This is a genomic window from Halanaerobium sehlinense (assembly GCF_055379485.1).
The window spans coordinates 2236007-2252389 of record NZ_AP042442.1 but is presented as its reverse complement, the minus strand read 5'-3'; the positions used below and the strand labels follow the sequence as shown (position 1 = coordinate 2252389).

Genomic DNA, 16383 nt, shown 5'->3' with positions numbered 1-16383 from the left:
GTTGAGATGATGGATAAATTAAAAATAAATCAAAAAATTGAAGTAGAATTTAAATCAGATAAATATCCGGATATCTATCTTTCGAAAGTGGCAGACTTTGTTGATGCTGGGATAGTTATTACTGGTCTTTATCAGCACGGCACACCTATAGCAGTAAAAAAAGGTGATAAGATTAATGTTTATTTTACAACTGAGCGAGCTGCTTATGAATTTGAAAGTACTGTTTTGCAGAGAATAAAAAAACCGATCTATTTTATACTGATAGAAGAACCTGAAGAATTAAAAAGAATACAGCGCCGCGACTATTTTAGACTTGATTTAGATGGGGTTATCAAATTACATAAAGAGAAACAAGATGGCTCTGTAATGAAAAAAGAAGCTCAGCTTGTTGATGTCAGTGGGGGTGGTGTGCAGATTAAAACCAGAAAAGAATTTGCTGAGGGAGATATCATAAAACTTTCTTTTAGAAATTTAATAAATTTGAACGAATTAATTAAAGGTGAGATTGTTAGAAAATCCAAAGATGATTTTAAAACTTATAGGTATGGAATAAAATTTATAGATATTAAACAAGGAGAAAGAGAAAAGATCATTCAGTGGATCTTTAGTCTGCAGCGTCAGCTGAGAAAGAAAGGGTTAGGGAAATGATTTTAAAATCTTTTTTAGCCGGTTTTGCTGCTTATGTATTAGCAGTTATTTATAATTTGCTTCAGGGCAGCAGTTTGAAGATTGTTTTTATAAATGGAATTAAATTTTTATTCACTGTAACCCTTCTTATTTTAGTTTTTCAGATGATTTTTTATCATTTTAGTTCTGACTCAAATCATGATGCAGGGGAAGCAGATGCTGGAGAGGTTATTGAAAATCAGCAAAAAAATGAAGCTGAAGAATCTGAAGTTGATGCAGATAGCAAATCAGAAACTGAATTTAATTCAGATGAATTTAGCGAAGATTTTTCTCCCTTTAATCCTCCAGAAATTGAGTATGAAGAACAAAATAAATAGTAATTGAATCTATAATAAATTTACTAAAGGAAGATTACAATGCTTTTAGATGAATCTTTGTGGGCAAAATACAAAAATGAAGATGATGAGCAGGCCAGAGAAAAAATTATTTTAGCACACATTGATCTGGTGAGATATGCTGCTGGTAGGATTATGGTTATGCTGCCTGATAATATTGAGCGAGATGATTTAGAAAGCTATGGAATCATAGGTTTAATTGAGGCAGTTGAAAATTTTGACTATCAGCGCGGTTATAATTTTTCTACCTTTGCTCTGCCGAGGATTAAAGGTGAGATTATAGACTATCTGCGCCGTAAAGATTGGCTTCCAAGTGGGATGCGCAGCCAGTTAAAAAAGCTGGTTCAGGCGAAGAGTGATTTAAGAGCAGAAAAAGGAAAAGATATAAATGAAGAAGATTTAGTTCAGCTGACTGATTTAAATCCTGACCGGATAAGAACTTTAGAATACTACCAGAATATTTCTGAGAACATCTCTCTTTCTGCTGATTTTGATGGGGTAGAGTTGATAGAAATTATTGCAGCTGATCTTGAAGAAGCTGCTGCTAAAATTGAAAAAGAAGAGGCTGTAGAATTACTTGCTGAAAAAATAGATAGATTGAAAGAAAAGGAAAAGCTCATAGTCTCTCTTTATTACTATGAAGAATTGACTCAGGCTGAGATTGCAGAGGTTATGGGACTTTCAGCAGCTAGGGTTTCACAGCTGCATAGAAAGGCAGTAAGCAGGTTAAGAGGGATGTTAAGCCGTTCCAAAGAATATTTTTAGAGATTTTTCTTAAAACATGATAAAATAGAAACAATGTCTTTAAATAGTTTATATTAGGAGGTAAGTAGTTTGGAGAATTTGAGAATCGAAATTTCTGATGATAAATTAAAAGCATTTCTAATAATCGAAGTAGTAGAAGATGAAGTTTCTGAAAAAATTGATACTGAAGATAATCGAAATAATGATGAATCAAAAATAACCCGAGAAGATATAGAAAAAATTCTCAGCAGTGAAGGAATTACATACGGAATAGATTGGGAAAAAGTAGATAAAATAGTTGAGAATAATATTCTTTCTGAAAAAATATTAATAGCTGAAGGGAAACCTCCTATTCCCGGTGAAGATGGATACTTAATCTATCACTTTGAGGAAAAAAAGAAACAAGCTGGAACTATGCGGGATGATGGAACAATGGATTTCCATTCTCTTGATTTAATAAATAATGTACGAGTAGGGGAGCAGATAGTTACAAAAATTGATCCAGAACCAGGATTGAATGGGATCACTGTCAGCGGGAAAGAGATAAGCCCACCTCCGCTTGCAGATCCTAAATTACCAAGATCAAAAAACACAGTCAAAAAAGATAAAAGCCTATACTCAGCTGTAGATGGACAAATAGTGAGAGAATACCAAAAAATTGTGATAAAAGATGTTTATACTGTTAATGGAGATGTGGATTTAGAGACAGGAAACATTGATTTTGTCGGTAGTGTTAAAGTTAATGGTGATGTAAAAGAAGGATTTAAAATTAAAGCTGAAGGTGATATTGAAATTGCAGGTAAAGCTGGAGCCTGTGAACTGATTAGCGGAGGTAATATTCTAATAAAAAAGGGGTTTATCGGCCGCAACAAAGGCAGCGCCAGGGCTGAGGGTGATTTTTTTGCAAAATTTGTTGAAAATGCTTCAGTAGAAGCAGAAAATGTGCGAGTATATGAGGCAGTTATGCACAGTAGAATTAAAGCCAGAGACAGTATAGAAATTACAGAAGGTAAGGGATTAATTGTAGGAGGTAAAATTACTGCACGTAATCAAATAACCGCTAAATTACTTGGATCAAGTCTTGCAACTAAAACTTTAGTTGAAATTGGAATGATGCCAGAATTAAAGGAAAAATTAAAGGAAACAAAGGCCCAGAATGAGAAGCTAATATCTGATTTAAATAAAATTCAAAAAAGCGTTGAACTTTTGGAAAGTATTAAAGAACGCGGAATTAAACTTCCAGCTGATAAAAGACAACTTTTAGAAAAACTTGAGACTGCAGGTAATCAGTTGACCGCTGAAAAAAGAGAAAATGAAGAAACTCTTGTTAAATTAAACGAGGAAATCAATGTTTCAACAAAGGCATTAGTTCAGGTAAAAAAATGTATTTTTTCTGGAGTTCAAATTTTAACTGTTCATGATAAAAAAACAATTCAAAATAGATTAACAGGCTGCAAATTTAAAGAAGTTAATAAAGAAATTAGACAGATTTCAGACTAAGGGGGTGAGATTATGATTAAGGGGCTTTATACAGCAGCGTCCAGCATGGGAGTTTTAGAAAAAAAGTCTAATATTCGCGCCAATAACCTGGCAAATTCGAATACTACTGGCTTCAAAAAAAGTGGAACTGTAACAAGTTCTTTTCCAGAGATGATATTAGATAGGATTGAAGCCGGTAAAAACAGTGAGGAAATTGGTGAAATTTCTGCCGGAGCTTTTCTGGAAAGAAGTTTTAAAGATATGCGCCAGGGTGATCTGCAGCGAACCAATAATAAGCTGAATTTTGCAATTCAGGGAGAAGGATTTTTTACAATTGAAACTGAGGCTGGTGTTCGCTACAGTCGTGACGGAAACTTTACTATTAATAATAACTCGGAACTGGTAACTCAGTCAGGAAACCCTGTTCTTGATGTTAATGGAGAAAGGATCCAGTTAATAGCTGGTGAAGATTTTAGTGTTGATCAAAATGGTGTTCTTCGTTTTAATAATGGCCTGCAGGGAAGCCAGATTGCTCTGGTTAACTTTGAAAATCCTGCAGAGCTAATTCAACAGGGAGACAATCTTTATCTGGAAGCCGAAACAAGTAATGGTCCAGTTGAATCAGAAGCAATTTTAGCTCAGGGTTATCTTGAAACATCTAATGTTAAAATTGTAGAAGAGATGGTACAGATGATAAAAACAAGTAGACATTATGAATCAAATCAGAAGGTAATAACAACTATGGATGAGAGTTTATCAAAGGTAATTAATGAAGTTGGGAAAGCTTAAAGTTTAAGTTTTAGGTTTAGATTAAGCTGTAGATTTTGATTTAAAAATCAGCCGGACCTGTAAAGGAAGCTGAGAAGCTGTTGTTGACTGACAGATACGGCAGCTAAATCAATATTTATAGAAAAAAATATTTTATGGAGTGATTAAAATGATTAGTGCACTATGGACATCTGCTACAGGAATGAATTCTCAGCAGACAAATATTGATGTTATTTCTAATAACCTGGCAAATGTTAACACAAGTGGATTTAAAAAATCTAAAATTAATTTTGCTGATTTAATTTATACAAATATGAGAGATGCTGGAACACCTAACGCTCAAGGGGCTGAAGTTCCAACTGGAATAGAGATTGGTCATGGTTCAAAGGTAAATAGTACCCAGAAAATTTTTACCCAGGGTAACATTCAAAATACTGATAGCCCTTTAGATATGATTATCGAGGGAGATGGATTTTTTAGAATTCAGCTTCCTAATGGTAATTTTGCTTATACAAGAGATGGATCCTTTAAGATGGACAGTAATGGTGATATTGTGACAGCTGATGGCTATTATCTTGATCCGAGAATTAATATTCCACGTGGAGCGACAAGTATTTCTATTACTTCAGATGGTACAGTAAGTTATAAGCCTGGAGACTCAGATCAGATGCAGGAAGCCGGTCAGATCCAGCTTTATAATTTTTCTAACCCTGCAGGTTTGGCAAGTGAGGGTCGTAATCTTTATTCAATGACTACTGCATCTGGAATGCCCAATCAATCAGCGCCAGGAACTAATGGAACTGGAACAATTACCCAGGGCTTTCTTGAAATGTCTAATGTAAAAGTAGTAGAAGAAATGGTTAATATGATAGCTGCACAGAGAGCATATGAAACTAACTCAAAAGCAATTCAGGCTTCTGATGAAATGCTGCAGACAGCTAATCAGCTTAAACGGTAATTAACTTTAAAATAGGTATCTCTGTTTGACTTGATTGAGGTGAAAAAGATTTGAAAAAGCTTTGTTTAATTATATTATTACTTTTAGTGCTTACAAATTCTGCAGCTGCTTTTGAGGTGACTGTACAGCAAAAAGAGATTGTAGAGTCTGCTGATATTTATCTCGGTGAAATTGCAGAAATTACTGCAGCTGAGCTGAGTTCTGAACAGTTAAATAATCTAAAAAACTTGAAGTTATCTAAATCACCTCAGCCTGGTTATCAGAAATATATAAATAGGGTTTTAGTAGAACTATCTATTAAAAATTTGGGCTATGATAATGCTGATTTTAGGTTGATAATGCCCAAAAAAATAACTATTGAAAGAAAAGCTGCCTCTATTGAACTTTCTATAGTTAGAGCTTTTGTAGAAAAAAAATTAGCTGATTTTTTTCAGATTGATTTAGAAAAACTATTTATTGAAGAATTAAATAATCCAGATAGCTATCAAACAGCCGCTGGTAAGTATGAGCTGCAGCTTGCATCTCATTCGCGCTTTAGGTTTGGTAGTAATAATCTTGTAGTTGAAGTAGTGAAAGATAGTGTGGTTCAAAATCGATTATATTATAGATTCAAACTGGGAATTAAGAAAAAAGTTTATAAGGCTTTAAAAGATTTGACTTACAATTCGACATTAAATAAAAGTGATTTTGAAGTTACAGAAAAGATAATTTATCAAAATCCTGATCAGATAGTTAGCAGCTGGGAAAATATGCGAACAAAAGAGCTTAAAACTACTCTTAAAAAGGGAGATTATCTTAGATACCAACAGATTAAGAATCCTTATCTTGTTCAGTGGGGAGATCGTTTGAAAGTGACAATAATTAAAAACAATGTTGTTTTGAGCAGTTATGTTACTGCTCGCGAGCGCGGTAAATTGGGAGATGAAATAACTGTTGAAAATGAAAATTCAGGTTACCGCTTTCAGGCGGAAGTTATTTCCGAAAATGAAGTGAGGTATTTGTCTCCCTAATCAGATTATCTTGGATTTAGATTGAGGTGTATAAAAATGATTTCAAAAAAAATATTAATTATTTTTTTAATAATTTTAATTATAGCTTCTTCAGCTGTCAGTGCCAACTCTCTCTGGAGTGATGAATCTGCTAATTTTTATCAGGATTATCCAGAATATGAAATAGGAGATATAATTACAGTGGTGATAGAAGAAGATGCAAGTGCTATTCAGAGTGCTAATACCGGTACCAGTCAGGACAGTGATTACAGCTCCAGTGGTGGGACTAATATTTTAGATTTTTTGCCGTTTTTTGATTTTAGTTATTCTGACTCCGAATCTGCTGACGGCTCCACACAAAGAAGTGGAACTCTTGAGGCAGATATAACAACTAAAGTTGTAAAAATTGATGACAACGGAAATTTAGAAATTGAAGGTAGAAAGCAGGTTAAGATTAATGGAGAAACTCAGACAATTTTGTTGAGTGGAGTTATTAGAGCAGAAGATGTTAATTTTGATAATGAAATTTCATCAAAAAGAGTTGCTTCTGCAAATGTAGAATATGAAGGAGAAGGACCTGTTGGAGACAAACAGGAAAGTGGGCTTTTAACTAAATTTTTTAACTTTGTTTTTTAATTATAAACTGAGTTGATTTTAAAAAGAATTGTTTATGTTTTATTTTAGTCGTTATTGAAAGAAGGGGTAACTTGTTTAATTCAAAGAATGTTTTGCTAAAAAAAATTATATTTTTTTCTTTAATATTTGTCTTCATAATTTCAGCAGCTGTATCTGCACAGAATACTGAGGTTGAAATCGGAAATATTACTCGCCTTAAGGGAGTAAGAGAAAACCAGTTAATTGGGTATGGAATTGTTGTTGGTCTTAATGGCAGTGGAGATTCTACCAGAAGTCAGGCAACAGTGCAAAGTGTTGCAAATATGCTGGAGAATTTTGGGGTTAATGTAGATGCAAATCAGGTGAGCAGTGGAAATATTGCTGCAGTTATGGTTACAGCCTCTCTGCCACCTTTTGTGCATAATGGTGATCAGATTGATGTTTCCGTAAGTTCACTTGGAGATGCTGACAGTTTGCAGGGGGGAACTCTTCTATTAACACCTCTGCGGGCGCCAAATGGTGATATCTATGCTTCAGCTCAGGGAGCAGTTTCAATTGGTGGCTATAATGTTAGTGGTGGTGGAAATACACAGCGTCAGAATCATCCTACTGCAGGTTGGGTTCCTGGTGGTGCCCTGGTTGAAAGGGAGCCGGGGGGGAAGATTAATCAAGAAGAAATAACCTTCGTACTCCAGAATCCAAATTTTGAAACTGCAAGTCAGATTGCAGCTCGTATTAACAGCAGTTTGAATTCTACTGCAGCTGCAAGAGCAGTTGATTCAGCAACTGTTAATATTTCGGTACCTGATAGTTACTCAAATCGAGTGGTAGAATTTATTGCAGATGTTAATAAATTGAGGGTAAGACCTGGTATCGAAGCTAGGGTTGTTATTGATGAAAAGACAGGTACTGTAGTTTTTACTCATAATGTAAAAATTTCTACTGTTGCTGTTGCTCATGGTAATCTTTCAGTAAAAATAACTACTAGTACGGAAGTTTCTCAGCCCCCACCATTTAGCGGTGGAGAAACTGTTGAAACAGAACAAACTCAGATTGAAGTAGATGAAGGAGACGAGAGCAACTTAGTTGTTGTTCGCCAGGAAAATGCTATTGAGGACCTTGTTACTGCCTTAAATGCTATTGGAGCCACTCCTCGTGATATTATATCTATAATTCAAAAAATTAAAGCTGCAGGTGCTTTACATGCTGAGCTTGAATTGAGATAGTTGTAGTTTTCTTTGACAAGCAGGAGGTGATTAAATTTAATTTTAACACTTTAAACCCAAATCAATTTAATTATCAGGTGGATTTACAAAAAGAAAAACAAAGCCAAATTAATCTTCTTAAAATGAAGAATAAGATAAAAAACGAAGCAAAAAAAATAGATAAAGCATCAAACAATAGTGAAGAAATTGAAAAGCTAGAAAAAGAGGCAGAAAAATTCACCTCTATTTTTGTAGAAAAAATGTTTTCTGAAATGAAAAAAACTCTGTCGGAGGATAAGCTGCTTGATGGTGGTTATGCAGAAGACATATTCTCTGATATGCTGACTAAGGAGTACAGTCAAATGGCTGGCAAACAGGGGCTTTTAGCAGAATTAAACAGAAAACTGGTTGCACAATTAGGAAGTTTAAAATGAAATTAGATAAAATTAAATTAGCTACCCAAATCTCTCAGTAGAATTATTTGCTGGGAGATTTTATTATTTCTTTTTCTCGTTTAACATTGTTCTAACACTGAAAATATAATATAATTAAATACAGTCATTAAATTGCATGCTTACAAATAGAAGCAAAAACTTTTATCGAAAATTATCATAAGATTGTTAAAAATATTTAAAGTGCAGGAGCTAAAAGGATGGAAAGTAAAAATTTTGTTAAAAGTTTAGTTTCAAATAAAATATATCAGCGCGGAATTAACTATTACAATATTGGACGTGTCCTTCAGTATAGAATTAATAAAAAGGAAGCCAACCATTACCAGATTTCGGCTCTAGTTTCAGGAAGCAAAAAGTATCAGGTAAATACAGAAATAAATTTAAAAAGAGAGGGTATTGAACTTGAAAGTAGCTGTAGCTGCCCTTATGATTGGGAGGAATTCTGCAAACACGAGGTAGCTGTAATCCATAAATTTATGGAAGAGGATTTTCGTTCACCAAAGGTTAAATATGAGCCAGAGGCGGAAAAGGAGCTGGGAATTTCAGAGCCAGATCTTTCAAAAAAGAAAGCTGTGCCCGATATCGTAAAACAGAGGCTTGCTGACCGAAGTTTTAATAATTTAAAGGAAATTGCTAAAAATTATGATGGAAGTGAAATACCAAAACTTAAATACAGTGTTAAGGGTATTTTAAAGCAAAACCTGGTTAATTTTAAGTTGATTTTTGATTCGGACTATCTTAGCCAGAGGGAACTGGAGGAAATTGTTAATTCTATAAATGATGATGAAAGTTATACTTATTATAAGGAAAGTATGCTGCATAAGTATTTTTATGGTCAGGAGTTAAAACTTCTAGAGGCTTTATCAGATTTACTAAAAAGTAAAGGCCGCGGTAGTTCTCTGCTTTTAAGTAAAAATGAAGATAATTTAGACTTTCTTTTAAACTTAAGTCAGACTTTTAAACTGCAGCTTGAAGAAAATGGAGCCTTTATGAAAAAAGGAAAAATTCTGCAGCCAGAGTTGAAACTAAAAGGTGATTTAACAAAAATTGAAATTGATTTAAAAGAAAATGAATATCCTATTTACCAGGGTGATAGAAAAGACTGCCGTTGGACTGTGATTGAAAATACAGTCCATAAAGTTGATTTTTATAATTTTGATAAACTGCCTACTTCCTTTATGATACCAGAAAAGCATCAGGGTGATTTTTTGTTTGAGGTTCTGCCAACTCTGGAGAAAAATTTAAATTTGGAGCGTTCGGAAGAGTTGAGCGGCTATGAGCTAATTAAGGAAAGTCCTAAGATTGATTTGAAACTTGATTACAGTCAGCAGAAAATAAGCTGTCAGTTGGAGGTGGAATTTGCCGGAGAAAAATACAGCAATACTGAGCTGCTGGGACTGGATACAGAGCAAAATATTTATAAAAAAGATGCGGAAAATAAAAAACTCTGGTATGGAAGGGATAATAAGGCTCTGGCAGAGGTCATCAGTTTTCTGGAAGACTATAATTTTAAAGTAAAGCCAGAGCATTTTATCATTAAGGATAATAATGATATTCAGGAATTTATTACAGATGGGATGACGCATATTCCTGAAGACTGGAATGTTGAGCGCAGCGAGCAGTTTGATCAGATAGAAATTAAAGAAGTTAAACTGGAACCAATTGTCGAAATTGATGACAGTGAGGGAATCAGCTGGTTTGACTTCAGCATCAGCTATAATCTTGGTGGGAAAACTTACAGCCGTCAGGAGCTGCAGCAGTTGATCTCCTATAATAAAAAAGGAGAAGCCTATGTTAAGCTTGATAACCACTACTATATTTTAGAGAGTGGTCCTCAAGAAGAAAAAGTAGAGCAGATGTTAAAGGATGCTGAAACACAGGCTGAAGGTTATCGAGCACCCTATCATAATCTTTTATATTATAAAAATTTAGTAGAAAAAAGTGGAATTAACTTTAAAGGGAACAAAGTGTTTAATGAACTGGAAGCTGAGATAAGCGGCCTGAATGTAGTTAAGGAAAGAGAAATTCCGGTAGAGGTTAAAGGAAAACTGCGGGATTATCAAAAAAACGGATATAACTGGCTGCGCTTTCTGCATAAATATCGATTTGGAGGTATTCTAGCTGATGATATGGGACTTGGAAAAACACTTCAGATGCTGACTCTGCTGAAAAGTCTAAAGCCTGAAAAGACAGCTTTAGTTTTATGTCCAAGAACTCTAATTTATAACTGGCAGGAGGAAGCAGATAAGTTTTTCGATGATTTGAAAACTCTAGTTTATTATGGAACACCAGCTGAACGGGAAGAGATGCGTCAGAATTTTAATAATTATGACCTGATAATTTCTTCTTATTCAACTATTGCTCGTGATGTAGAAGAATTGAATGACGAAAATACAATATTTTCTTTTGCAATTTTGGATGAAGCTCAGCATATCAAAAATCATAGAACTAAAAGGGCAAAGTCAGTCAAAAATATTCAGGCTGAATCACGGCTTGCTTTAACTGGGACTCCTCTTGAGAATTCAGTGGAAGAGCTTTGGTCCATTTTTGATTTTCTGATGCCTGGCTATTTAGGCAACTACAGCTATTTTAAGAAGGAGTTTTTGAATCCAATTAGCAAAAATAATGAGCAGGAAAAAATGAGGGAGCTTAAAGAAAGAGTTGCCCCCTTTATTTTAAGGCGCCGTAAAGGAGAGGTTTTAAAAGATCTGCCGGAAAAAATAGTTAATGTCCATCCAGTTAGCATGACTCAACTTCAGGAAGACAGCTATCAAACTGTTTTAGAAAAAGTTAGGGGTGAACTCTATAAAACTGTTGCAGATCAGGGTTTTAACAGTTCAAGGATTAATGTTCTTGCTGCTCTAACAAAACTTCGTCAAATCTGTAATCATCCGGCTTTAGTTTTAGGAGATGAGGCTAAGGCACAAAATTCGGGTAAGCTTGATGCTTTAAAGGAACTTCTGGGAGATGCTTTAAGTGGGGGACATAAAATTATAGTCTTCAGCCAGTTTGTTAAAATGCTGAAGCTGATCCGGGTTGAACTTGAGCAGCAGGGAATAAACTATCTTTACCTTGATGGTTCAACCAGAAAGCGGATGGAAAAGGTAAGGGAATTTAACAGCAATCCAGAAGTTGAAGTTTTTCTAATTAGTTTAAAGGCCGGAGGAGTTGGACTAAACTTAACAGCTGCTGATATGGTAGTTCATGTTGACCCCTGGTGGAATCCGATGGTCGAAAGACAGGCTACAGATCGTGCCCACCGCCTGGGTCAGGAAAATAGAGTTATGGTCTATAAGCTAATCACCAGAGGTACAGTTGAAGAAAAAATGTTAAAACTGCAGCAGCGAAAACAAAACTTATTCAACAATATTATTGAAAATAATGTTAATCCAATTAAAGCTATCAGCTGGGAAGATATCCAGGAACTACTTTCATATTAATTTTGAAATTTGATTTAATAAAATATGTTGATTAATTAGAGGGAGATGAGATTTAAGATGGTAGAAAATTTGACAGATGAATTAAAAAAAGACCTTTATCAATCAATTTACAAACGAAAATCAATTAGAAAATATAAAAAAGAAAAATTGAGTGACCAGCAGCTTCTAGATATCAATAGATTTTTAAAGCAGGTTTCAGTTTTAGATTCAGAAATTAAATATGAAACCAAAATTGTAGACTCAGATGCTGTTAAAAGTCTGATGCCTATTAAATCACCTCATTATCTGCAGTTTTTTTCAGAAACTAAGGGAGATTATCTTTTAAATGCAGGTTTTATTCTACAGCAGCTTGATTTATATTTGGCTGCAAATAATTTAGGCAGCTGCTGGTTTGGTATGGCTAAGCCTAAGAAAGATCAGATAGCAGAATCGGAGTTGGAATATGTAATTACTTTAGTTTTTGGAAAGCCTGATGAAGAAAATCATCGAGATTCAGTTGAAGATTTTGAACGTAAATCACTCTCTGAAATAAAAAGAGGTAAAAATCATTATGATCTTTTGGAAGCAGTAAGACTTGCACCTTCTGCAACAAATGGTCAACCCTGGTTTTTAATTTCAGAAGAAGCGCAAATTCATCTTTATCAAAAAGATCCCAATTTCATTAAGAAATTTTTCTACCAAAGAATGAATAAGCTTGATATGGGTATAGCTCTGGCTCACCTCTGGCTCGTAGCAGATCATCATAATAAAAATTTTAAAATTGAAAAGTTAGCTGAAAGTCCGGCTGAAGTTGAAGGATATAATTATTTATGTACGGTAAAATTGTAAGGGAGATGATTAGATGAAAAGAAACATAATAATAGATACTGATCCAGGAATAGATGATGCAGCAGCTTTAACAATTGCTTTGAATAATCCGGATCTGAAAGTTGAAATGATGAGCACAGTTGCCGGTAATGTTAATTTAGATTATACAACAGAAAATGCAAAAAAAATCCTTGATTTTTTTGCGAAGGATATTCCGCTGGCAGCTGGGAATTCAATACCTCTTTTAAGAGACTATGAGGATGCAAGTCAGTTTCATGGGGAAACAGGAATGAGTGGTTATGATTTTCCAGAAAGCAGCCGTAAGCTGCTGCCTGAACATGCTGTTCTAGAGATAAAAAATAGAATTTTAGCTGCTGAAAATAAGATTACTTTAGTTACTATTGGTCCTCTCACAAATGCAGCTTTACTTTTAACAATGTACCCAGAAGTCAAAGCAAAAATTGAAGAAGTTGTAATTATGGGTGGCTCAACAGTTGGGGGCAATACTAATTCTGCAGCTGAATTTAATATAAAGGTTGATCCACATGCTGCTCAAATGGTAGTTAATTCTGGACTTAAAGTTACTATTTTTGGACTTAGAGTAACCTCCAGGGCGCTTTTAAATAAAAAAGATATTGAAGCAATAAAAGAGCTGGGCGAGGCGGGTGAAATGCTCTATTCATTATTTACCCATTATCGGGGTGGTGATCTAAAAAAGACTGGTTTAATGATGCATGATATCTGCACTATTTGTTATCTATTACGGCCTGATATTTTTGAATTTCAGGAAACTCATTTAGAAGTTGCTCTAGATGGTCCTGCCGCTGGTGCTACGGTAGCTGATTTAGCAGCAAGGTATACAGATGAAAAAAATGTGAAACTGGCTGTTGAAATTGATCAAAAAGAGTTTAGAGACTGGGTAATGGCTGAAATCAAGAAGCTTAAATAAATGTATGTTAAAACAGGAAATTTTATGAGAAAATATGATATTTTTATCTCATTTTAAAAGTTAAAAGGAGGGAGTTCTGGTAGATGGAAGAATATAAAACTATTGGTCTATTATTGATAATAGCAGCTGTTGTAATAGCTTTAATTGGAGCAGTAATCTACTTTGGTGGAGCTTCACTTTCCTGGTTTGGTAATTTACCTGGTGATCTAAAAGTAGAGCACAAAAATTTTACTTTTTATTTTCCAATGGCTACAATGCTTGTCCTGAGTCTTATTTTAAGTATAATAATCAAGATTATTTTATATTTTTTTAGTTGAGCTTTGTTGACCAAAAAGAGTTGAATAGTGCAGGCAAAAAAATTAAAAAAAGGATTTTGTTCTTAAATCTTTAATTATATTAAAGTGGATAGTCTAACAATTTTATTTGAGATAAAATTCAAAGGAGGAATAAAAATATGATTCCAACTAGAAAATTAAAAACAGGTGATGAAATTCCAGTTATCGCTTATGGTACATGGGACATTGCTGAAGAGAATGTGGGAGAAAAGGTAGAAATTGCAGTAAAATCAGGTTATAACCACATTGACACAGCTGAAGGCTACCATAATGAAGCTGGAATTGGTGAATTTTTAAAGAATTATGATCGGGAAGAGTTATTTATAACTTCGAAAGTGCTGCCTTCTAACTTAAATTATGAAAGCGTTATCAAGGCCTGTAAGCGTTCTTTAAAAAAATTAGGAACAGACTATCTTGATTTATATTTAATTCACTGGCCTAATCCAGCTATTTCACTAAGAGAAACTTTACAGGCGATGAAATATCTTCGTGATCAGGGTCTGGTAAAAAACATAGGAGTCAGCAACTTTTCAGCTTATCAGTTGAATTTTGCTTTAAAAATCACTCCGGTACCAATTACTGTAAACCAAATCGAAATACATCCCTGGTTATATCAAAAAGAGCAAAAAGAACTACTGGAACTCTGTCAGCAGAATGATATAGTTGTAGAGGCCTCAGCTCCACTGGCCAGAACAGAAGTTTTAAAAGATGAAACAATTGTAGAATTAGCTGATAAATATGATAAATCGCCAGCTCAAGTTGTTTTAAAGTGGGAACTTCAAAAAGGTATTGTTCCACTGCCTAAGTCAAAAAGTGAAGGTCATATCAAAGAGAATTTAGATCTATTTGACTGGGAACTTGCAGCAGATGATATAGCAAAAATTGATAATATTGATCAGCACAAGCGAATATATATGATAAATCTAGATGATGACACTTATGGAATTAGTTCTTAAATTTGAAAATCTAAGTTTAACCTGGGTATCCTGTGAAAATGCAGGGTACCTATTTTTTTGCAATTCACAAAAAAATCAGAAAAAAAGAAGGACTTCAATAACTTGTATTGAATAGTATTAAATAGACAGACATCAGTCGTCTGACAAACAAAAATTTAAAGGAGGAATTTAGATTTATGTTTAAAAAATCAAGAAAATTAATGCTGGGTATGACTTTGTTTTTAGTTTTAGCTCTGGCTTTTACTGGAGCAGCACAGGCTGAAGTAAAAAACGTCATTCTCTTAATTGGTGATGGTATGGGTATTGGTCAGATTGATATGGCCCGTTATTTCGCCGGTGGCAAGGATCATGAACTGGAATTAATGAAACTGCCTGAAACAGGTATAATGATGACCAGCTCTACAGAAGGTGTAACAGATTCAGCTGCAGCTGGTACTGCAATGGCAACAGGCCGCAAGGTTTATAATGGTGCAATTGCCATGAACAAAAATGGTGCAGAACTGGATTCGGTCTTAGACTTTGCTCAGGTTAGAAACAAAGCTACAGGAGTTATCAGTACAAATATGGTAACTGACGCAACACCAGCTGCTTTTATCGCCTCAGTTGAAGATAGAGGCATGGGTGGAGCAATTGCTAAACAGGCTATTGCAAATGGTGTAGATGTAATGCTCGGTGGTGGCCGTGAAGATTTCATGGAAGAAGAAGCAGGAGAAGACTTGATTGCTAAGGCAAAGAAAGAGGGTTATCAGTATGTTTCTGATAAAACTCAGTTAGAAAAAGTTATTGCAATGGATGGAAAGCTGCTGGGGCTCTTTAATGAATCTTATATGAACTATATTAATGACCGTGATGATCTTGGGTCACAAGAACCTTCATTTGAAGCCATGACAAGAAAAGCAATTGAAGTCCTATCTGAAGATGAAGATGGATTTTTCTTAATGGCAGAGGGAGCTCGTATTGATCATGCAGCACACGCAGCAGATGTTCCTGGTGTTGTAGCAGAAACTCTTGATTTTGACAAAGGTGTAAAAGCAGCAGTTGATTTTGCTAAAGAGAATGGAGATACTTTAGTAATTGTAACTGCAGACCATGAAACTTTAGGGTTTTCTGTAACTGAGCCAATTAATAAAGAAGCTTTAATGAATATCGATGTTTCTCCAGAATATATGGCTTCTCAAATGACTAGAAAAGAAAATGGTAAGGGTTATACTGCAGCAAGTGTTAAGTCTGTTTTTGAAGAATATGCTGATATCTCTTTAACTGATGCAGAAGTTGCTAGATTCAATGAACTAATTCTTGATGATGAAGGAAATATTAAGTATTCATATCTTGTAGGATATGAAATTGGTTCAATCATAGCTAATGAGTATCAGGCAGGAGTAGTTAACACTTATATTAGAGCTAATTCTTCTACTGGGGGGCATACTCTTAACTCAGTCCCAGTATTTGCTTATGGTGAAGGTGCAGAAGCATTTAATGGTATGATGCAGAATACTGAATTCTCTAAACTGCTATTTGAATCAATGCGCCCATAAACAGCTAAAAACAAAAATTAAATAGTAATAATTAAATAGATTTAATAAATGGTGGTAGGTTATAAAAAACTTACCATCATTTTTTTATGAGACTATTAATTTAACTGCTCAAAACAATAATTTTTAATT

Annotated in this window: 16 protein-coding genes; all 16 read left to right on the top strand. The window is 34.5% G+C overall.

The features are described from left to right. Positions 1–9 precede the first annotated feature (9 nt). The 16 genes from ACZ446_RS10955 (at position 10) to ACZ446_RS10880 (ending at position 16254) form a co-directional block, all read left to right on the top strand. Positions 10–648 carry a flagellar brake protein gene (locus tag ACZ446_RS10955; protein WP_464392598.1) on the top strand — a complete coding sequence of 213 codons (639 nt, stop codon included), beginning with the start codon at positions 10–12 and terminating at the stop codon, positions 646–648. Further along, a complete protein-coding gene (locus tag ACZ446_RS10950; RefSeq protein WP_464392597.1) occupies positions 645–1004 on the top strand; it encodes a hypothetical protein in 360 nt (119 codons plus the stop codon). The genes ACZ446_RS10955 and ACZ446_RS10950 overlap by 4 nt, the downstream gene beginning before the upstream one ends. Before the next feature lie 39 nt (positions 1005–1043). Beyond that, positions 1044–1787 (top strand): sigma-70 family RNA polymerase sigma factor, encoded by a 744-nt coding sequence (locus tag ACZ446_RS10945; protein ID WP_464392596.1) that lies wholly within the window; start codon positions 1044–1046, stop codon positions 1785–1787. A gap of 69 nt (positions 1788–1856) precedes the next feature. Next, positions 1857–3266: a DUF342 domain-containing protein gene (locus ACZ446_RS10940; protein WP_464392595.1), complete on the top strand. Its 1410-nt coding sequence runs from the start codon at positions 1857–1859 to the stop codon at positions 3264–3266. Positions 3267–3278: 12 nt separating this feature from the next. After that, positions 3279–4034 carry a flagellar basal-body rod protein FlgF gene (gene flgF, locus ACZ446_RS10935; RefSeq protein WP_464392594.1) on the top strand — a complete coding sequence of 252 codons (756 nt, stop codon included), beginning with the start codon at positions 3279–3281 and terminating at the stop codon, positions 4032–4034. A gap of 148 nt (positions 4035–4182) precedes the next feature. Beyond that, complete coding sequence (flgG, locus tag ACZ446_RS10930; RefSeq protein WP_464392593.1) at positions 4183–4971, top strand: flagellar basal-body rod protein FlgG; 789 nt, start codon at positions 4183–4185, stop codon at positions 4969–4971. A gap of 50 nt (positions 4972–5021) precedes the next feature. Continuing rightward, positions 5022–5981 carry a flagellar basal body P-ring formation chaperone FlgA gene (gene flgA / locus ACZ446_RS10925; protein ID WP_464392592.1) on the top strand — a complete coding sequence of 320 codons (960 nt, stop codon included), beginning with the start codon at positions 5022–5024 and terminating at the stop codon, positions 5979–5981. A 36-nt stretch (positions 5982–6017) separates the two neighbouring features. Then, positions 6018–6596, top strand: a complete 579-nt coding sequence (locus tag ACZ446_RS10920) for a flagellar basal body L-ring protein FlgH (protein ID WP_464392591.1) — start codon at positions 6018–6020, stop codon at positions 6594–6596. 92 nt (positions 6597–6688) lie between these two features. Further along, positions 6689–7801: a flagellar basal body P-ring protein FlgI gene (locus ACZ446_RS10915; RefSeq protein WP_464392590.1), complete on the top strand. Its 1113-nt coding sequence runs from the start codon at positions 6689–6691 to the stop codon at positions 7799–7801. A 26-nt stretch (positions 7802–7827) separates the two neighbouring features. Then, a complete protein-coding gene (locus ACZ446_RS10910) occupies positions 7828–8214 on the top strand; it encodes a rod-binding protein (RefSeq protein WP_464392589.1) in 387 nt (128 codons plus the stop codon). Between the two features lie 218 nt (positions 8215–8432). Further along, entirely contained in the window at positions 8433–11672 is a 3240-nt protein-coding gene (locus ACZ446_RS10905) for an SNF2-related protein (protein ID WP_464392588.1), read from the top strand. 57 nt (positions 11673–11729) lie between these two features. Further along, positions 11730–12500 carry a nitroreductase family protein gene (locus tag ACZ446_RS10900; protein WP_464392587.1) on the top strand — a complete coding sequence of 257 codons (771 nt, stop codon included), beginning with the start codon at positions 11730–11732 and terminating at the stop codon, positions 12498–12500. A gap of 13 nt (positions 12501–12513) precedes the next feature. Further along, positions 12514–13428, top strand: a complete 915-nt coding sequence (rihC, locus tag ACZ446_RS10895; protein WP_464392586.1) for a ribonucleoside hydrolase RihC — start codon at positions 12514–12516, stop codon at positions 13426–13428. Positions 13429–13511: 83 nt separating this feature from the next. Then, positions 13512–13745: a DUF2905 domain-containing protein gene (locus ACZ446_RS10890; RefSeq protein ID WP_464392585.1), complete on the top strand. Its 234-nt coding sequence runs from the start codon at positions 13512–13514 to the stop codon at positions 13743–13745. Between the two features lie 137 nt (positions 13746–13882). Further along, positions 13883–14719, top strand: coding sequence for an aldo/keto reductase (locus ACZ446_RS10885; RefSeq protein ID WP_464392584.1), 837 nt, complete (start codon positions 13883–13885; stop codon positions 14717–14719). A 176-nt stretch (positions 14720–14895) separates the two neighbouring features. Further along, the gene (locus ACZ446_RS10880) at positions 14896–16254 is read left to right on the top strand and encodes an alkaline phosphatase (protein WP_464392583.1); all 1359 of its coding nucleotides are present in this window, start codon (positions 14896–14898) and stop codon (positions 16252–16254) included. Positions 16255–16383 lie beyond the last annotated feature (129 nt).

What these genes read in the sequence shown, in the direction of transcription:
- ACZ446_RS10955 (WP_464392598.1), top strand. Translation starts at nt 10, where the DNA reads ATGGATAAATTAAAAATAAATCAAAAAATTGAAGTAGAATTTAAATCA.
- ACZ446_RS10950 (WP_464392597.1), top strand. Translation starts at nt 645, where the DNA reads ATGATTTTAAAATCTTTTTTAGCCGGTTTTGCTGCTTATGTATTAGCA.
- ACZ446_RS10945 (WP_464392596.1), top strand. Translation starts at nt 1,044, where the DNA reads ATGCTTTTAGATGAATCTTTGTGGGCAAAATACAAAAATGAAGATGAT.
- flgF (WP_464392594.1), top strand. Translation starts at nt 3,279, where the DNA reads ATGATTAAGGGGCTTTATACAGCAGCGTCCAGCATGGGAGTTTTAGAA.
- flgG (WP_464392593.1), top strand. Translation starts at nt 4,183, where the DNA reads ATGATTAGTGCACTATGGACATCTGCTACAGGAATGAATTCTCAGCAG.
- ACZ446_RS10920 (WP_464392591.1), top strand. Translation starts at nt 6,018, where the DNA reads ATGATTTCAAAAAAAATATTAATTATTTTTTTAATAATTTTAATTATA.
- ACZ446_RS10905 (WP_464392588.1), top strand. Translation starts at nt 8,433, where the DNA reads ATGGAAAGTAAAAATTTTGTTAAAAGTTTAGTTTCAAATAAAATATAT.
- ACZ446_RS10900 (WP_464392587.1), top strand. Translation starts at nt 11,730, where the DNA reads ATGGTAGAAAATTTGACAGATGAATTAAAAAAAGACCTTTATCAATCA.
- rihC (WP_464392586.1), top strand. Translation starts at nt 12,514, where the DNA reads ATGAAAAGAAACATAATAATAGATACTGATCCAGGAATAGATGATGCA.
- ACZ446_RS10890 (WP_464392585.1), top strand. Translation starts at nt 13,512, where the DNA reads ATGGAAGAATATAAAACTATTGGTCTATTATTGATAATAGCAGCTGTT.
- ACZ446_RS10885 (WP_464392584.1), top strand. Translation starts at nt 13,883, where the DNA reads ATGATTCCAACTAGAAAATTAAAAACAGGTGATGAAATTCCAGTTATC.
- ACZ446_RS10880 (WP_464392583.1), top strand. Translation starts at nt 14,896, where the DNA reads ATGTTTAAAAAATCAAGAAAATTAATGCTGGGTATGACTTTGTTTTTA.